The 16,483-nt window shown below is 57.0% G+C and carries 15 protein-coding genes and 1 pseudogene; 13 read left to right on the top strand and 3 right to left on the bottom strand.

Annotation, left to right across the window (positions count from 1 at the left end; genetic code table 11):
* The first annotated feature begins 201 nt into the window (after positions 1-201).
* Together ACW9UQ_RS16365 and ACW9UQ_RS16370 are read left to right on the top strand one after the other, a co-directional pair.
* Entirely contained in the window at positions 202-963 is a 762-nt protein-coding gene (locus tag ACW9UQ_RS16365) for a hypothetical protein (protein WP_458932086.1), read from the top strand.
* Positions 964-1,047: 84 nt separating this feature from the next.
* Positions 1,048-1,257, top strand: coding sequence for a MerR family transcriptional regulator (locus ACW9UQ_RS16370; RefSeq protein ID WP_458932087.1), 210 nt, complete (start codon positions 1,048-1,050; stop codon positions 1,255-1,257).
* A gap of 509 nt (positions 1,258-1,766) precedes the next feature.
* Here the strand turns inward: ACW9UQ_RS16370 and ACW9UQ_RS16375 are convergent.
* Positions 1,767-2,264 (bottom strand): amidohydrolase family protein, encoded by a 498-nt coding sequence (locus ACW9UQ_RS16375; RefSeq protein WP_458932088.1) that lies wholly within the window; start codon positions 2,262-2,264, stop codon positions 1,767-1,769.
* Between the two features lie 16 nt (positions 2,265-2,280).
* Here ACW9UQ_RS16375 and ACW9UQ_RS16380 point away from each other — a divergent pair, with 16 nt between their 5' ends.
* From ACW9UQ_RS16380 to ACW9UQ_RS16410, 7 genes are all read left to right on the top strand, one after another.
* Positions 2,281-3,117 carry a tyrosine-type recombinase/integrase gene (locus ACW9UQ_RS16380; RefSeq protein WP_458932089.1) on the top strand — a complete coding sequence of 279 codons (837 nt, stop codon included), beginning with the start codon at positions 2,281-2,283 and terminating at the stop codon, positions 3,115-3,117.
* Positions 3,118-3,293: 176 nt separating this feature from the next.
* The gene (locus ACW9UQ_RS16385; protein ID WP_458932090.1) at positions 3,294-3,554 is read left to right on the top strand and encodes a hypothetical protein; all 261 of its coding nucleotides are present in this window, start codon (positions 3,294-3,296) and stop codon (positions 3,552-3,554) included.
* 236 nt (positions 3,555-3,790) lie between these two features.
* Positions 3,791-4,717, top strand: coding sequence for an STM4015 family protein (locus tag ACW9UQ_RS16390; RefSeq protein WP_458932091.1), 927 nt, complete (start codon positions 3,791-3,793; stop codon positions 4,715-4,717).
* On the top strand, positions 4,675-5,784 hold the full coding sequence (locus ACW9UQ_RS16395; protein WP_458932092.1) for an STM4014 family protein: 1,110 nt from the start codon (positions 4,675-4,677) through the stop codon (positions 5,782-5,784). Before ACW9UQ_RS16390 ends, ACW9UQ_RS16395 begins: the two co-directional genes overlap by 43 nt.
* The gene (locus tag ACW9UQ_RS16400; RefSeq protein WP_458932093.1) at positions 5,774-6,574 is read left to right on the top strand and encodes an STM4013/SEN3800 family hydrolase; all 801 of its coding nucleotides are present in this window, start codon (positions 5,774-5,776) and stop codon (positions 6,572-6,574) included. Before ACW9UQ_RS16395 ends, ACW9UQ_RS16400 begins: the two co-directional genes overlap by 11 nt.
* Entirely contained in the window at positions 6,571-7,872 is a 1,302-nt protein-coding gene (locus tag ACW9UQ_RS16405; RefSeq protein ID WP_458932094.1) for an STM4012 family radical SAM protein, read from the top strand. The genes ACW9UQ_RS16400 and ACW9UQ_RS16405 overlap by 4 nt, the downstream gene beginning before the upstream one ends.
* Positions 7,869-8,750 (top strand): STM4011 family radical SAM protein, encoded by an 882-nt coding sequence (locus ACW9UQ_RS16410; RefSeq protein WP_458932095.1) that lies wholly within the window; start codon positions 7,869-7,871, stop codon positions 8,748-8,750. The genes ACW9UQ_RS16405 and ACW9UQ_RS16410 overlap by 4 nt, the downstream gene beginning before the upstream one ends.
* A gap of 18 nt (positions 8,751-8,768) precedes the next feature.
* On the opposite strand, the gene ACW9UQ_RS16415 is transcribed toward ACW9UQ_RS16410, so the two are convergent.
* Entirely contained in the window at positions 8,769-9,443 is a 675-nt protein-coding gene (locus ACW9UQ_RS16415; protein ID WP_458932096.1) for a hypothetical protein, read from the bottom strand.
* A gap of 126 nt (positions 9,444-9,569) precedes the next feature.
* Between ACW9UQ_RS16415 and ACW9UQ_RS16420 the strand changes: the two genes are divergently transcribed.
* The 4 genes from ACW9UQ_RS16420 to ACW9UQ_RS16435 are packed head-to-tail and all read left to right on the top strand — an operon-like array spanning position 9,570 to position 15,791.
* Positions 9,570-10,754 carry an AAA family ATPase gene (locus ACW9UQ_RS16420; protein ID WP_458932097.1) on the top strand — a complete coding sequence of 395 codons (1,185 nt, stop codon included), beginning with the start codon at positions 9,570-9,572 and terminating at the stop codon, positions 10,752-10,754.
* Positions 10,754-11,143 (top strand): hypothetical protein, encoded by a 390-nt coding sequence (locus tag ACW9UQ_RS16425; protein WP_458932098.1) that lies wholly within the window; start codon positions 10,754-10,756, stop codon positions 11,141-11,143. Before ACW9UQ_RS16420 ends, ACW9UQ_RS16425 begins: the two co-directional genes overlap by 1 nt.
* Positions 11,140-12,921: a hypothetical protein gene (locus ACW9UQ_RS16430; RefSeq protein WP_458932099.1), complete on the top strand. Its 1,782-nt coding sequence runs from the start codon at positions 11,140-11,142 to the stop codon at positions 12,919-12,921. The genes ACW9UQ_RS16425 and ACW9UQ_RS16430 overlap by 4 nt, the downstream gene beginning before the upstream one ends.
* A complete protein-coding gene (locus ACW9UQ_RS16435; protein ID WP_458932100.1) occupies positions 12,912-15,791 on the top strand; it encodes a bpX6 domain-containing protein in 2,880 nt (959 codons plus the stop codon). The genes ACW9UQ_RS16430 and ACW9UQ_RS16435 overlap by 10 nt, the downstream gene beginning before the upstream one ends.
* A 530-nt stretch (positions 15,792-16,321) precedes the next feature.
* Here ACW9UQ_RS16435 and ACW9UQ_RS16440 read toward each other — a convergent pair.
* A pseudogene (locus ACW9UQ_RS16440) lies at positions 16,322-16,483 on the bottom strand (transposase); the annotation flags it as partial.

The following is a 16,483-nucleotide window of genomic DNA, read 5'->3' on the forward strand; positions in this document are numbered from 1 at the left end:
TCTTTGATCATCCCAATGATTTGGACTTCCGTGAAACGGCTCTTTCGCATTCGTTTGCTCCTTCAAAAGGTTGAGCAAACTCTACATCAGAACGAGGGAAGTTTCGGGGGGCAGGTCAGTCTCTGTTTCAAGAAACACCCGCCTATGCGCGGTCCGACCTTTTAGAGAAGCGGAGGGATTTGATGGAAAGGTGGTGTGAATATGTCGAAAATCAGAAATGAGTCTGACTTGCCAACAAATGAACCAATGCTCTTGGACCAGTCATTGGTGGACTTCGTGGAAAGTTCAGGAACGGTGTTGCTTGAAATAACCAACTGCTTGTCTTTGTTTTTGGAGTTCGATGTTCAAGAAAAGCATGGGTTGGTGCCTGCTGCACTCATCTTCAACCCTCTTGCCTCTGACTGTGCGATCTGGATTGACCACGGGAAAACATACGGGAAAGCCAGAACCAAGAATGCCATTGAAAAATTATCCGAAGTTAAAGGCTGGCTTGAGAACAACAATGTGGAAGATTTACCAGAGCAGCAAGTTGCAATTGTTAAGACAAGGCTTCGTGAACACTCTGGACCGCTCTTCCACCTCGTATCTGACAGTGTCCATTCCTACAGTCGCGTTCACATTCTGGATTCAGTCGACCTCTTGTTGGACCACTTGACTGACTGCCTGCGAGCTGAAAAAGGACACCGCGGAAACTATAGAGCATTTCGCACGGCGGTGGCGCTCCGGGCAATATTTGAATCATACGGAAATCTGAAAGTTACTGCTGGTGACACGGCAGATGGTTTGCCAAGCGGAAAATTCTGCACCTGTTTGGAAAAGATATTCATGCTCACATCATTATCGACTGGTTTTAGGCACTATGCCGACGAGGCAAAGAAGCTCTCGTCTGATACAGCCTTGCTTAAAAACATGAAGCGGGAGCTGATAGAAGTGCCCATGCGAATAGCCGCATCCAGCTATTGAAAAGTTTCCCTGAATCTCTTTGACGACATGTGATCACCGTTCGTTTCTAATCGTTTTCAGTCAATTCACTGAAACGAGGCACACATGGCCAAAGTAATCTTCGAACCCGACCGCATCTACGACGACACCGATGACGAACTTGACCTCATCGCAACGCGCCACAAGCGCGCTCAGTGGCGACATCGACGTGTCGGCCCTGCATTTATGAAATTTGGCCGTCGCGTGAAATATCACGGGGCCGACCTCAATGCATGGGTAATGGATACCCGTATAGAGACGGCCCCAAACGCATGACCATAAACTGAAAAACCCCGCTTTCGCGGGGCCTTGATCAGTTGGTCTTCGCACTTCCATCATAGATCAAAGTTCCCGTTCAAGCAATCTGAAAACTTGAAAACGCCCTCTGCTATCAGTGTGGGTGCATGGGAAAGTAATGCTCATGAGCAGGATGAAATTTACAAAAATTGGCACTGCCTTTCACGACAATCCAAAATGGCGACAGCTTGAAGGTGAGCGTGACGCACGCCTTGCATTTTGGGGAGTAATTACGGGAAGTCGCATCAACTATACGGGCTTCTACTACTGCCGTTTGGGGGCCTTTGCATCAGACAATATGTTCGCTGAAGAAGAGATTTTGACTCTATTCGAGACTCTGCAAAACCATGGGCTAATCGAATATGACAACTCCACCGGATGGATTCGAGTGGTTGGTTGGTATTACGGCGAATATGCCCCACAAAACAAAAGTGAAACAACGCGTAGGGCAAATTTTTTCCTTACTGAAGATCTGCCCAAGACGCCGATCACCAACAATACAATTGCTGAGTTTGTTGTCGGTACATTGCGACGTGCAGCCTGCATTGATCCAGGCAGTCATCACCCAGTTGAAATCTATTCAAAGTTATTCCAAAGCGATTCATGTCGCGAAACATGTGCTGCATGGAACGGGTCGTCTCTTCGCCCTGCGTTTGCGGCACAATCGCCTCGAGGATCCAGAATATCCACGATGCTGGTTCACCATACACGGCACCCGTGTAGTTCCCGTCTGCGTCAGTTTCCCAACGTGTCTGGGGCACATGAGTGAACACAAAAGGGGCGTGTTCCTGCAAAATTGCCAGCGCCTGTTCGTTCAGGAAGGCGACGTTATAGGCGTGCTGCACCATAAATGGGTGATCAGGAACAGCGGCATTCAGCTCTTCCATGGTCGGATAGCGACCCTCTTCGAACTGATGCGGGGACCAGCCTCCGATCGCCTTTAGCCAGTTCCGCACCGACAGCACCGATTGACCTGCGGCTGCCATCGGTGGACTATGCGGCATGAAGAAGTCGTCTGATCCTATCTCTCTCCCCGATCATGTTGCTGGGTCTGGCACGCTCGACCGGCTTGTTGAACACGCCCGCGACTATGCAAGGGCATCGACGGCGGAAAACACTAACAAGGCTTATGCGGCAGACTGGGCACATTTTTCCCGGTGGTGCCGGATGAAGGGAATAGATCCCTTGCCCGCTTCGGCGCAGGTGGTTGGACTTTATCTGACTGATCTGGCGGCACCTGGCGACGGAAGCCCAGGCCTGTCCGTCTCGACCATCGAACGACGTCTTTCGGGTCTGGTCTGGACCTATGCGCAACGCGGGATGGTGCTGGACCGCAAGGATGCGCATATCGCCACCATCCTAGCCGGGATCCGCCGCAAGCATGCCCGCCCGCCTGCGCAGAAAGAGGCGATCCTGACCCTGAACGCGAAAACCGGCTGGCGCGAGGTTGAGATCGGGCGTGGATCATCTGAACAGACCTGCCCGGTTCATGCGCTGTCGCAATGGCTGCAATTTGCAAAGATTGATTTTGGCCCGGTCTTTGTGCGCACCTCCCGCGACGGGAAACGCGCCTTACCCGACCGTTTGTCCGACAAGCATGTCGCCCGTCTTATCAAGCAAACCGTGCTGAAAAGCGGCATCCGCACCGACTTGACCGAGAAAGATCGCCTTGCGCTGTTTTCCGGCCATTCCTTGCGTGCGGGTCTGGCCAGTTCGGCCGAGGTTGATGAGCGATATGTTCAAAAGCAGCTTGGCCACGCATCGGCGGAGATGACCCGCCGCTATCAACGCCGCCGTGATCGGTTCCGGGTCAACCTGACCAAAGCTGCCGGGCTTTGATACCGCAAATTAACTGGCTTATACAGGCATTGTGCGCGCAATCCCGCCGATATTTCGGCCCTCAAAACAGCTCTCATCACAAACTGTTGAACACATCAACAATTCGGCATACCAACAGCGCGCATCGTTCCACTAGGACCAATGCGAATATCAGTAAATACTCCACAGGAGCTAACATGAAGAAGCTTATGATCGTTACCGCAGCTTTGGCCGCGATGACCGCCCCGACTTTTGCTGAAGACTGTACCAATGAAACACTTCAGGCAAAAGCGATGGAAGTCAGCACGAAGATGCAGGAAATGGCTGCGACTGACCCAGCAAAAATTGCTGCGTTGACTCCAAAGCTTCAGGAAGCTGCAACCCGTTTCCAGGACGGCAGCAACCTTGAGGAAGCCTGCGCGTATTACGATGAGATCCTGGCCGAAATGGCCGAATAACTTGCATTGCAAGCTAGCAAATTGAAGGGCCCATTCGGGCCTTTCTTTTTTTTGTGCGTGCCAAACCGGACAAGGGTTTATGTCTAGTGGCAATTGTAGCGTAAGGACCGGAAAAACTGGTTTAGAAAATCAGGGCAACACAGAGATAGAGAAACTCATCTCGAGGCGCTATGATCCCAGCAACGCGCGGTTGGGCTGACCGTGCTCTGGGCATAGCGACAAGGGGAATTTCCACGATGTTTAGTAATCTGACCTCATTCTACGACAAGCCGGTCCGTGACTTTAAGACCAAAGGCGACGTGACTGATTTTGCGGGTACTGCGGTGCGCCTGCGCTGCAGCTATGACGAGCCGCACACCGTGTTGTCGCTCTTGGGTGAGTTACTGGAACAGCCGGGCATCGAACAGTTGGAAGCGCTGATTTTCGGGGTCTGGATGGAGAACGGTGAATCGTATGATGTCAGCCCTGATCCTGCGATCGAACTGTTGGTTGCGCAGAAGCACAAGCTGCCCAATCTCATGGCGCTTTTCGTTGGCGATATCATAAGCGAGGAAAACGAGGTTTCCTGGATCGCACAGGGGGATATGTCGCCGCTTTGGGCAGCGTTCCCAAAGCTGGAGCAGTTTCGTGCCCGCGGCGGCAACGGGCTGAAACTTGGAAAGATCATCCATTCCAACCTGTCCAGCGTGATCATCGAGACCGGCGGCATGAACAAGCGCACCGTTCAGGAGATGATGGAAGCGCAGGCACCGCTGACCCATCTGGAGTTGTGGCTGGGCGACGAAGGTTATGGGGATACGACCAATCTGTCGGACTTTGATCCGTTGTTTGAGGGTGAAGTCTTTCCGGAGCTGAGGTCGCTATACCTGAACAACAGCAACTATCAGAATGATCTGGCCCGCGCGGCTGCCAACTCCGTCGTGGTGGATCGTCTGCAGGTGCTTGGCTTGTCCATGGGCGAGCTGTCGGATGACGGTGGTCAGGCGCTGTTGGATTCTGATCGGCTGAGCCATCTGCAAAAGCTGGATCTGACGTTTCACTTCCTGTCCAAGGACATGCAGGCCGCCCTGAAGGCAGCTTATCCCCAGGTGGTTCTGGATGACGCACAGGTGCCTGACGAATGGAACGGCGAGCAGCATCTTTATGTCGCCGTATCGGAGTGACCGCAGGCCGGATCATCGTGCTGGGCGCGGGTGCCGGGCGCAGGTTTGAGGCATTTGAAGCTGCGGTCCGGCGGGCTGGGGTGTCGGATGTCGTGCCCGTTATCTATGGACAGCGACCGACGCTGCGGGCCGGGGACTGGCTGCGGTTCGATTCTCCCGATGAAAGTGCTGCGGCGATGCAGGCTGTTTATGATGCCGGGGCGGGCAGGGCTGCGGAACAGGGGTTTCCATTGCCGGACAGTGTTCTTGGATCATCCGCGCAGCTGGCGTTCGGGCTGCAGGCATTGCAGCGCGATGCCATGCAACCGGGTATTTGCGTGACCGCCAGCCCGGATGAGATCGCGTTGTGTTATGACAAGACAGCCTGTGCCGCCCATTTGAAGACGCGTGGCATCCCGGTACCTCAGGTTTTTGCCGCGCCTGCCTGCTTTGACGAATTGATGGCGCTTTTGCGGGTGGAGAAGCGGCTGTTTCTCAAACAACGCTACGGGGCAGGGGCCACCGGGACGATTGCGCTTATGGCTGGCCCCAGGGGGCAGGTTATCGGGCATACGGCAATGATCCTGAATGACGCTGATCCCCGATATGGCAAGCGGGTCCAAAAGGTCGACGATCACACCACCCTGCGAAAGATGTTTGATCTGTTGCAGCCCTTGGGCCTGCATGTGGAGCGCTGGATACCCAAAGCAGGCCTCGACGGGCGAAGCTGTGATCTGCGGATCGTTGCCATCCGTAACGCGCCGCCCTTTGCGGTTTTGCGCCTCAGCCGCAGTCCCATCACCAATCTGCATCTGGATGCGATGCGCGCCGAGGCAGAGGCCTTGTTCAGCCTGATGGATGCGGCACAGGTCGAAGCGATATGGGAAACCGTGCGCAAGGTTCAGGCCGCGTTTCCCGGCAGTCTTTCGGTGGCGCCGGATATCGCGGTGCGCGCAGATCTGCGCAGCCATGTCGTGCTGGAGGTCAACGCGTTTGGCGATCATATCCGGCGGATGACAATAGACGGACGGACGCCTCAGGACTGGCAGGTTCGGCAAATGCTGGCAGAGATGTCTCATGCAGCTTGACGCCCGGGCCTGTCTGAATACGCATGATGTCGTGTTTCTGACCCTCGACAGTTTGCGCTATGACGTGGCGGCTGAGGCCATGGCTGACGGTCACACGCCGGTTCTTGCTCGCGCCCTGGGCCAGTGGGAGCATCGCCACAGCCCGGCCAGCTTTACCTATGCGGCGCATCAGGCGTTCTTTGCCGGGTTCCTGCCGACACCTGCTGATCCGGCACGGGCGGGGGAAGAACGGCTTTTTGCGGTGCGTTTTGCTGGCAGCAAAAGCGTCGGGCCGAAGACGTTGGAGTTTGATGCGGCTGATATTGTCACCGGTTTTGCCGATGCGGGTTATCAAACAGTTTGCATTGGTGGCACTGGCTTTTTCAACAAGCAGACACCGCTTGGCCGTACCCTGCCTGATCTTTTTGCCGAAAGCTGGTGGTCACCGGCCATGGGGGTGGTCAATCCCCGCTCGCAGGACCATCAGGTGGCCAAGGCGTTTGACTGTCTGACCGCGGCTGATCGCTCGGTTTTCCTGTTCATGAACCTTTCTGCCTGTCACACCCCGCACCACGCTTATCTGCCGGGTGCACATCGCGACAGTGCTAAAAGCCAGGGGGCGGCGCTGAAGGCACTGGACCATGCGCTTGCACCGCTTTTTGCCGCGCTCAGGGGGCCGACACTGCTGGTGGCCTGTTCCGATCATGGCGATGCGTTTGGCGAGGATGGGTATCACGGGCACCGCATCGGGCATTCCAGCGTTTGGGATGTGCCCTTTGGCGCGGCCATTCTGCCGGGGCCATTGCTATGACCCTTCCAGCGGAACTGATCGTCCCCTATCAGGGCTACGCCTATGCCTATCCGCATAAATCCGCGTATCGTACGATCACGCCGCCGCTTGCCCTGCGCGATGTCTGGAAAGACGAACCGGCACGGCGGTTCCTTTATGTCCATATCCCGTTTTGCGAAATGCGCTGCGGGTTCTGTAACCTCTTTACGCTTGTGAACCCGGATGAGGATATGGCCACCGCCTATCTGGCTGCCCTGACACGAGAGGCCGAGGTGACGGCGGAGGCTGTCGACGTCACCCGGTCCCCCGTTCAGATGGCCCTTGGTGGCGGCACACCGACCTGGCTGAGTGCGGCGGAGCTTGATCAGCTTTTTGACTTGCTGGACCGGTGTTTTCAGGCCGACCCGCGACATACGCCAACGGCGATTGAGACCTCCCCCAAAACGGCGACGGATGATCGGCTGTCGGTGCTGAAAGCGCGCGGTGTGGAGCGGATCAGCATCGGCGTGCAATCGTTCTTTGAAGCGGAGGCGAAAGCGATGGGGCGGCCCCAGAAAACCGCTGATGTCGAGGCCGCATTGGACCGCATCCGTGCCCATCAGTTCCGCGCGATGAACCTTGATCTGATCTATGGCACGGCGGGCCAGACGCCGGACAGCTTTGTTGCCTCGATCCACCGGGCCATGACTTGGCAGCCCGAAGAGGTTTATCTTTATCCACTTTATGTCCGACCGCGCACCGGGCTTGATGGCCGGGCAGAGGTTTGGGACGAACAGCGCCTTGCCCTTTATCGCAGTGGGCGCGATGCGCTGTTGGCGGACGGGTATACGCAGATTTCCATGCGTCATTTCCGCAAGGGTCCTGATCTTGGTGGCGAATATACCTGTCAGGAAGACGGGATGATTGGCCTTGGACCGGGCGCACGATCCTATACGCGGGACCTGCATTACGCGATGGATTTCGCCGTAAGTCGCAGCGCTGTTCTGGGGGTGCTGAACCGGTATATCGCCAAGGATCGGGCGGCCTTTGGACATGTCGATCATGGCATCCGGCTGACACGGGCGGAGCAGGCCCGCCGGTATCTGCTGAAATCACTGCTGCATCAAGAAGGGTTGGACCCCGCCCGGTTCAGGGCACGCTTCGGCACAGATCCGTATCAAGCCTTCCCCGAACTGGCGGTGCTGGAAGACACTGGCCTGATGTCCCGTGGGCCGGTCTTGCGTCTGACCCCTGCGGGCGTCGAACGATCCGATGCGATTGGTCCGTGGCTTTACTCCCCAAGTATCACAGAGCGGATGGAGGCCTTTGCCCCGGCATGAAATCTCCACTAGCCATCCTGTGGCGCGGCAGCCTGTCCAGTTGCAACTATGGCTGTTCCTATTGTCCCTTTGCCAAAACTAAAGACAGCAAAGAGGCGCTGGCCCGGGATCGCGCCGCATTGGAGCGGTTCACCGACTGGGTGGCCGGGCAGGACCAGGAGATTTCGGTGCTTTTCACCCCATGGGGCGAGGCATTGGTGCGGGGGTACTATCGCAGGGCGATGACAAGGTTGTCGCTTATGCCCCATGTGCCGACAGTCGCGATCCAGACGAATTTCTCCTGCAGCACCGATTGGTTGAAGGACGGGGATCTGAGGGCGCTCGCGTTTTGGATCACATACCACCCGACCGAGATTGCGCGGGAAAAGTTCGTCGCCAAGATCAGCGCGCTTCAGGATCTGGGCGCGCGCTACAGCGTGGGTATCGTTGGCGATCCCACCCAACTGGCCGAGATTGAGGCATTGAAAGCCGACCTACCAGACGAAACCTATCTTTGGGTCAATGCCATGACAGGCAAAGCCATCCGCTATGACCCTGAACAGATCGCGCGGCTTGTGGCGGTGGATCCGTTGTTTCGCCTTAACCTAAGGCCGCATCGTAGCAAGGGGCGTGCCTGTTTCGCAGGGGAAAGCGTAATTTCAGTTGCTGCGGATGGGACGGCAACGCGGTGTCATTTCATCAAGACGCCGATCGGCAATATCTATGATCCGGATTTCGATCAGGCGCTAAAGCCGCGCGATTGCGCCGCTGCCTATTGCCGCTGCCATATCGGATACTCGCATCTCAAGGACCTGGATCTACGCACCGTTTTCGGTGACGGGTTTTTGGAACGCCGCGCGCCATCCGGCGCGTTCTTAGAGCACCCCCCGAAAACCTGAAACAGCGTGATCTTATCGTCAGCCAGCCAAAGCTGCATCCGCACTGATCACGTCATTGCCGCGCCGAAAGCCGACATGGGCATAGCCATCCGGCAGAGTGCCGATACCCGTTCCGGTGATATCTATCCAGGAGGTGACCTTTAGCCCCGCAGGCAATTTTGTTATTCCGCTGCACCCGTTCAGATCCAGCCCGGCAACCTCCCCCAGATTGTCGGGAAGGCGCGTTAGGCCAGTGCAGTTCTGCAGGCTAAGGATGCCGCCCTGTATACGCAGATTATCGGGCAGTTGCTTAAGCGCGTCACAGTCATCCAGCTTCAGAAAGGTTACCTGCATGCCCCCCGGCAGCTGCTGCAATGCGGTGCAGCCGGACAGGTCAACTGACGGGATTGTCAGCCCGTCGGGCAGGTCTGTCAGATCTTTGCAGTTTGTCAGTCGCAACCTGAACCGAATGGTGATGTCATCAGGCAGTGTTTTGATCCGACTTCCCGCACCGTCAAGGTAATCGCAGACCATCCCGGGCGCGACGGATGTGGTCGCTTCGGGCAGCCGGACAGAGTGCTGATCGGTGACCGCCTCCTGCACGACGGATTTCTTTACACCGGGCACATTGGTTTTGTCGGACGTTTGATCCGACGTCGCCTGGGGCGATGCGGCCCCGGTAAACGCAGATACGAGGCGGGAAAAAAGTGACATTTGCAGACCTCCGGTTTGGGGCGATCAAGGCACAGACTGGTCGCAGGATCAACCGGCGATGATATATGTTGAGACGCGCGGCGCACTATGGCAAGCATACATCGAACTTTATAGATTGATTGTCCCATGTCCGATGAAATAGCACCGCTTGTCTCCCGGCTTTCGAATGTCATTGATCTCGCCAGCGCCAAGCTGGTGGAGCGTCGCCTGCTGTTTGAACTGGTTGTTCTGGGCCTGATCACGCGTGAGCATGTTCTGTTTATCGGCCCGCCGGGCACCGGCAAATCCGCAGCGGTGAAATCCGCGGCCGAGCAGTTTCAGGGCCGCTATTTCGAATATCTGATCGGCCGGTTCACCGAACCCAGTGAACTGTTCGGGGCGCTGGACCTTGCGGCCCTGAAAGACGGCGAAGTGCGTCCCGTTACGCAAAACATGCTGCCCGAAGCTAACATCGCGTTTCTGGATGAGATCTTTCTTGGCTCAACCGCGATCCTGAACACATTGCTGGGGGTTCTGAACGAACGCACCTACCGGCGCGGCACTTTTGAGCGGCAGGTGCCGCTTTGGTCCTGTGTTGCGGCCTCGAACGCGCTGCCCGAGGACCCGATGCTGCAAGCCTTTGCCGACCGGTTTCTGCTGACCTCATTCATTGAACCGGTGAGCGAGGAAAATCTGACCGCCCTGCTGCGGGCCGGTTGGGCGCAGGCGCAGACAGAGCTTGGCGCGGATGCAGAGGCTGGTAACAACCCGCTTTCGGCGGCCAACCTTGAGGTGCTGACGCAGGCTGCCGGGCAGGTCGATCTGTCTGATGTGCTGGAAGCCTATGCCCATATCCTGCGAAAGCTGCGTGTCGGGGGTCTGGCGTTGTCGGACCGGCGTCTGGTGAAAGGCCAAAAGCTGATTGCGGCAGCAGCGTTGCTGGCCGGGCGGCAAAAGGCGGGCATCGCCGATCTGTGGCCCGTTGTTTACATGGTGCAGGATCAGGGGCTGCAGACCGAGGTCAAGGATTTGCTGACGGCAGAACTGGCCAAAGGCGAAAATGCCCTGTTGTCCGAAAGTGTGCGTCAAAGCAGCTTTGGCCCGCAGGCGCTGGCCGGTGAATTGGTTCAGTATGGCCAGAAGCTGTTGCAGGAAAAGCCGACAATGCCCTCCGACCCGGCCTTTGAGGTGTGGCAGGTCAAACTGGAATCCCTGCTGATCCGCATTGATGCGGGCTTTGCCGAAGAAGGCATGCCGGAAAGTCTTGAGCTTCTGAAAACCGGGCTGATGGCCTCTGTCTCGCACGAGACTCCGCAACCAGATCCAAGCTGATGCCCGCCTTTGCGCTGCGGTCCGCCCCCCCAACTCAGCCTGTTGTCGGGCTGATTGCGCATGGCCCGCAAGTGGGCGTTCTGTGCGAAAAGCTGGTAGGGCGCAGCGGATTGATGGTGGTCATGGGCGAAAGCTGGTTGGCGGCCTTTTCGGAGAAAGCCGAGGCCAACCTGCCGTGGATGCCGGAGCCGCCAACCTATCTCTATCAACTCGCGCCCAAGCTTTTGTGCCAGGTGGGTCTGGAACCAGATGTACCAAAACCGCTGATCCCGTCCTTGGTCAAGCACCTTGCGTCTGAGGGTCTTGTCGCCCTGACCGAAGGTCCGACGCTTTGGGATTTCAGCGCTGTGCGGCCCTTGACCACCACCAATCTGGAGGCAATTGCATGAGCGCCCTGCCGCGTCTTTATGCGCGCTTTCTGCCGCTGTTTGCCCAGATGGATTTGCCACTGCGCAGCGCGTTGGAGGGGATGCTGACCGCGTTTGCAACAGTGCCGCCACCCTATGCCGTTGATGAACGTCAGCCGGAGGGCGAATTTGTTGGCTTTGACGGGATCGAAAACCGGGGTCGGTTGTCCAACCTGCTGGAAAGTGAATGGCTGCTGCGCGAACTGGACCCGGATGACTTTGCCCGCCGCGTTGCCGAAAGCGAGGTCATGTTCCGCCGGGTTGAGTTCAAGGGCACCGGCACCAAGGATGTGCTGGCCGTTGTTCTGGATAGCGGCCCCTGGATGCTGGGCCGCAACCGCATCGTGGCGCTGGCCGCGTTGTTCTATCTGGCTGTGCGCGCGGATCGGCTGGGGGCGATGCTGATCTGGACCGTCCCGGCACAGGCGAAAGGCTGGTCCGAGGATCTGACCCCTGCCAATATCCGCACCTTTCTTGGGCGTGTTCTGCAGGGTGCACTGCCGCCCGATGCACTGGAGAATACCCTTGCGCAACTGGAAAAAGGCCCTCGGGAGTGCTGGTATGTCGGGGCAACACAAACCGCTGAATTGACAGAGCATCCCGATGTGACCGGCAGCATTCTGTTGCACACACCTTATGGTGCAGAGCAATCCGAAGTGCATGTTGTCAGCCGGGGTCGCCGGTCCAAACTTGCGATTGCCCTTGCGGACGAAGCCGACACCGTTGCCGCCCTGCGCAGGCCCTTCGTGCCGGAACGCAAACGCAAGGTGCAGATAGCGCCGGATGTGGCCGGTCTGTCCGCGCATCCGTTCCATCGGGGCTGGCTGTTGGACCGTTTCAATCAGGCTGTGTTGATACGCTATCCTGACGGCGTGTTGTGGCGGTCGCTGAAGGGCAGTGCCAAGGCCATTTGGTTTGCCTGCCCGAAAAACCGCACCCTGCTGGGGGTTCAGCCCCAGCCCGGCGGCGAGATCGCATTTCTTATGGGCAACATCGGAACCGAGGTGGAGCTGGTTACCTATGATGTCCAAAACGCCAAGCCCGATCCCGTTACACGCCGGAAAGGAGACCTGCCAGCAGCCGTCGAAAAGCAACCTGACAGCGCCATGGGCAATTTGCACATAACGATTGGCAAGGGATGTTTGCTGATTGCGGCGGATGGAACAAAGTATCAGGTCGCCTTTGATGACGCTGCTCCGCCACCATCGGATGTGGATCGGGCCGTGTTCAGCAATGGGGTCTACCTTGTTGAGGAAACCGGTGGCGCGCTGAGGGTCACAAACCCCAAACGCGGCACGCTGGCGCGTGTCACACTGCCGTCGGAGTATCAGGCCGTGTCTGAAGCCCTGCGCCGGATCGTGTTTTCGCCCGACAGCAAGGCGGTAACACTGACCATGGATGACCGCATGCACACCGTGCTTGAAGGCTCGGAAATCATAGATTTCAAGCTGGAAAAAATGATCCTGCTCAACTTCTCCCATAGTGGTAAGGCAATGGCCTGGAGCCCGGAAGAAAACAGCCTTGTGAATTTTCGCCTTCATAACGCTGAGGTGAAAATCGACAGTAAGAAAGCTTGTGGCACACCCATCACAGCGACACCGCGCTATTGTCCGCTGACAATAACCACCTTTGCCATGAACACGGACGGAGACGGCAATCCGGAGCGTTTTGTTCCGATTGAAACGCAGCGCGGCTGGAAAGATACAAAGGCTTTTGACATCCCTCAGGCCGTGGAAAAGGCGGTGACGATATGGCTTTGAAGCTCAAAAAAAGCCCGCTGCCTGAACGGATCACACCTCCTCAACCCTTGCGCGAATGGATCTGGACAAAGCCCGGATCCTATCAGGGTGTCTTGGCCAGTTCCGAGACCGCCCTTTTGCCATTGCTGATCCATCCAGGGCGTGTCCTGCGTCTTTTTGACGGAGGGTTTTGCCTGTTCTTTGAACAGCCCGTTCAACTTGACCCGGCCGATATCGCAGCCGTCCCTTTGCGGCGGATCGGGCCAGAAACCTATGCCAGCTATGACATTGATCAGGGCCCGGCCCACAGCCTTTCCGTCATTCACCAGGGCGAACCCCATGTTCTAAGCCTAAAGGGTGCAGAGCCGGTTGATCCGATCATCTTCTGGGATTTCTCGGCTGTGCCGCTCGTGCAGGGCACCCCGCCGCCTGCGTCACAAGCGGCTATCCCGTCCATAAAGAAAGCCAACAAAGACACGCAACCGGAATTAAACTGCAGTCTGAAAGCCATTGCGCAATCACCTGAGGTTTTTGAGAATGTTCAAAGGAATATCAGTAAGGCTAAAGACTCAAGATTTGGCTTTTTTGCCCGCGCCTCGGGCGATACCGCGCTGCGTCTGATGGCGACTCTGTCGCTGATCATCATCTATATCTTTATCATAATTAGCTCCCTCAGCCTGGGGGCAGGCATCGGGCCGCTTGGCGTGATCTTGGCGATGGTTTTTCTTGGCTGGTTCTTTGGCTTCTTCGGCCGCGGGACAAGGGCGGTAGGGTCCAAGGACGGGTATGGGGCCGCAGGGACCGCTGCGCAACCGCAGCGCGGCCTGTTGGATGGGTTGCGCGGGCTGGCACTTTGGAACACGTCGCTGGGCAACAATCTGCGTCGTCAAATCCAGCGCCATCTCGATGAAGTCAGCAACATGATCGACCGGGGCGATATTGATCGCGCCCTGAAACGTGCACTGTCCATTGCCGAAAGTGAGGAACGCAAGGAACGGCGCCGCAATCCGTTGATGACCTCGCTGCCCAAACCCCGGGCGACCCTGGATTTCGACCTGAACCGCAATGAGGGGGATACGGTTGCCTTACCGGGGGATTGGGGCTTTGCAGAACTGCGGCAAAAATACGTTAAGCTGGCCGAGGATCTGTCTGCCCAGGGCGATCATCGCCGCGCAGCCTATATCTATTCGGAACTTTTGCAGCAGGTTAATCTGGCCATTGCTGAGCTTGAGAAGATCAAGGCCTATGAAGATGCTGCAAAGCTGGCGACAGCCCGCAAACAACCCGGTCAGGTGCTGGCGCGTCTTTGGTATTTGGCTGGAAAAAAGGACATCGCCCTGCTGGTCGCGCGCCGATACGGCTGCATGCAGACATTTGCCGAGGTTTCCGAGAATGACCCTGAATTTGCGGCCTTTGTGCGCACGCACTGGGTCGAAGACCTGATCGCAGAGGGTGACTTGCCCCGAGCTGTTCAGGAAAGCGCGGATAACCCCCGTCTGGCAGAACTGCATCTGCGGGTGTTGGCAAACGCAATTGGTAACGGCCATCTGGGCACCCACCCGGTGCTGGAACGCGCGGTGCAATCGCTGCCCTGGCATATTGATGCACTCAACTCCAGACAAACCGGCGACAGTGTGGGTGATCAGGTTGCCGCAGCGATCTATGACGGGATCAGCCAGCCCGATGCGGGAGAGATCCGACAAAAGCTGAAGACCGCAGCAGAACGTATGGAAAACGACAACCCCCGAAAACCCGCGCTTGCAGATGCGCTGATCCGAGCATCGCTGGCATATGACGGCAATACGCCATATGCGATCCACGTCAAGAATCTGCGCAACTTCGCCAATATATGCGGATGCAACGCACTGGCCGAGGACTTGCGTCAAATCCACCGGGCCGCGCCCGACAAAGCACCGCAAACCACCACCTTCCCATTGCCCCGGTCTGGAAGCGCGCCATGGACCATGGCTGCGGCTTTGGCGGGTGGCGCGACCTTATTGGGTGCGCCAACGGGTGAGTTGACTTTCGTCGACCCGACCGGGGCCAAGCGCTGGACAGATCATCTGCCTGATCTTGTCGGTCTGGTTCCCGTGGCATCGGGTCGGCTGGTGCTGTTGGTTCAGGGCAGGGACGAGATCCGACGTATCTCCGTGTTGGATACCGCACGTCGCACATATCGGTCGCTTGGATCGACCAAGATGCTTGGTTGGAGCAACTATGCCGGGGATGGTATCTGGCAAGTTCAGACACCGACGGCCATTGGCGCGCTGGACCTGACCAAGCTGCTGGACAGCGAGTCCAGCTTTGAATTGCTTTGGTCCATCACACAGACCGTCCCGGTCAAAGTATTGGCGTTTCATACCTATGGTGTTTTTGCTGAGTGGCTGACACAACGCATCGACCGCGATGGTCCGGGTTTGATGGAGCGTTGGCAGCTCAATCGGTCATTCCAGCATCTTCATGTCTGGTTGGAATCCGAAAGCGCCGGGAAAAAGCTGACGCAATCGCCGCATGTCTGGCGGGTCGATGACCTGATCGTGCAAGATCCATCAAGTGTTCAGCTTGAAAAAACGCCCTTCTATGGCCCTCAATCCACCTATGAGAACGAGCGTGATCTGTCTGCCAAGATTAAATCAAGCGTGGCCGCCCGCAAGACATACACCAATGTCACCTCAATACCGCCGGGCGGGGCCTGCGCGCTGGAAATGCCCGGCTCCGAGGAAAACGCAATCGAGTTAAGGGGACGCACGTCCGAGATGTTTGCCTGCCTCAAGGGTCACGAGATCATTGCTCAGTCTGCCACGAAAGATCAGGAACATCTGGTTGTCCTGACAAAAAGCGGGCTGCTTGTGCTGTGCAACTTCAAAACGATGAGCGCGCTTGCAGTCTGATGTCCCAAGGCGATTTGGAAAAGGCCCGGACGCTATCGCCTAGAGGTCGTGTTTTCGAAAGAACGCGGTCGCTTTTTCCAGACAGATGTCCCAGGCTGGTTCGGAACCCAACAATATGTGGTTCCGGCTGTTAAGCGGAACGAACTCTGCGTTTGGAATACCTGCTGTAATTTTGCCTGATCTAAGCTAATGCGTTGATCATCTTTTGAATGGAACACGATGGTCGGGGCCTGAACCTTGGTCAGGCTATCACGGACATCAATATCGCCAAAAGCATCCAGAAATCTGAAGGCGTTCTCGGGCGATGTCGTCTGCCGCTGAAATTCGTTGAACCAGTCAAGCTCTTCGGGTTTTGCGTCGGGCATGAATGTCTGAGAAAATATCTGGCGGCAGGCCGGGTTCGGCGTGCCCCAGCCCAAACGGGTCAGGGTCATCACCGCTTCGCGCCGCTCTTTTTCTTCGAGAGATGAACCGATGCGCCAGCCCGTTGCATAGCCAGAGATCAGAACCAATCCGGAAACACGCTCGGGATGGCGCGCGGCGTATTCGACAGAAACGGCACAGCCCTGAGATATAGCGAGGTAGATCAGCTTTGTCGCGGCCTCGTCGGTGGGAAATGAGCCCCGCGTCTTGATCGATTTCCGGATCACGCGGTTCAGGCTTTCGATGGCATTGGTCGTGTAGATGATCTT

It is taken from the genome of Halovulum sp. GXIMD14793 (assembly GCF_054457435.1).

Coding starts and splice junctions, on each gene's coding strand:
- ACW9UQ_RS16375 (WP_458932088.1), bottom strand. CDS start 2,264: ATGGCAGCCGCAGGTCAATCGGTGCTGTCGGTGCGGAACTGGCTAAAG.
- ACW9UQ_RS16400 (WP_458932093.1), top strand. CDS start 5,774: ATGCAGCTTGACGCCCGGGCCTGTCTGAATACGCATGATGTCGTGTTT.
- ACW9UQ_RS16410 (WP_458932095.1), top strand. CDS start 7,869: ATGAAATCTCCACTAGCCATCCTGTGGCGCGGCAGCCTGTCCAGTTGC.
- ACW9UQ_RS16390 (WP_458932091.1), top strand. CDS start 3,791: ATGTTTAGTAATCTGACCTCATTCTACGACAAGCCGGTCCGTGACTTT.
- ACW9UQ_RS16415 (WP_458932096.1), bottom strand. CDS start 9,443: ATGTCACTTTTTTCCCGCCTCGTATCTGCGTTTACCGGGGCCGCATCG.
- ACW9UQ_RS16425 (WP_458932098.1), top strand. CDS start 10,754: ATGCCCGCCTTTGCGCTGCGGTCCGCCCCCCCAACTCAGCCTGTTGTC.
- ACW9UQ_RS16420 (WP_458932097.1), top strand. CDS start 9,570: ATGTCCGATGAAATAGCACCGCTTGTCTCCCGGCTTTCGAATGTCATT.
- ACW9UQ_RS16430 (WP_458932099.1), top strand. CDS start 11,140: ATGAGCGCCCTGCCGCGTCTTTATGCGCGCTTTCTGCCGCTGTTTGCC.
- ACW9UQ_RS16385 (WP_458932090.1), top strand. CDS start 3,294: ATGAAGAAGCTTATGATCGTTACCGCAGCTTTGGCCGCGATGACCGCC.
- ACW9UQ_RS16370 (WP_458932087.1), top strand. CDS start 1,048: ATGGCCAAAGTAATCTTCGAACCCGACCGCATCTACGACGACACCGAT.
- ACW9UQ_RS16365 (WP_458932086.1), top strand. CDS start 202: ATGTCGAAAATCAGAAATGAGTCTGACTTGCCAACAAATGAACCAATG.
- ACW9UQ_RS16395 (WP_458932092.1), top strand. CDS start 4,675: ATGGAACGGCGAGCAGCATCTTTATGTCGCCGTATCGGAGTGACCGCA.
- ACW9UQ_RS16380 (WP_458932089.1), top strand. CDS start 2,281: ATGAAGAAGTCGTCTGATCCTATCTCTCTCCCCGATCATGTTGCTGGG.
- ACW9UQ_RS16435 (WP_458932100.1), top strand. CDS start 12,912: ATGGCTTTGAAGCTCAAAAAAAGCCCGCTGCCTGAACGGATCACACCT.
- ACW9UQ_RS16405 (WP_458932094.1), top strand. CDS start 6,571: ATGACCCTTCCAGCGGAACTGATCGTCCCCTATCAGGGCTACGCCTAT.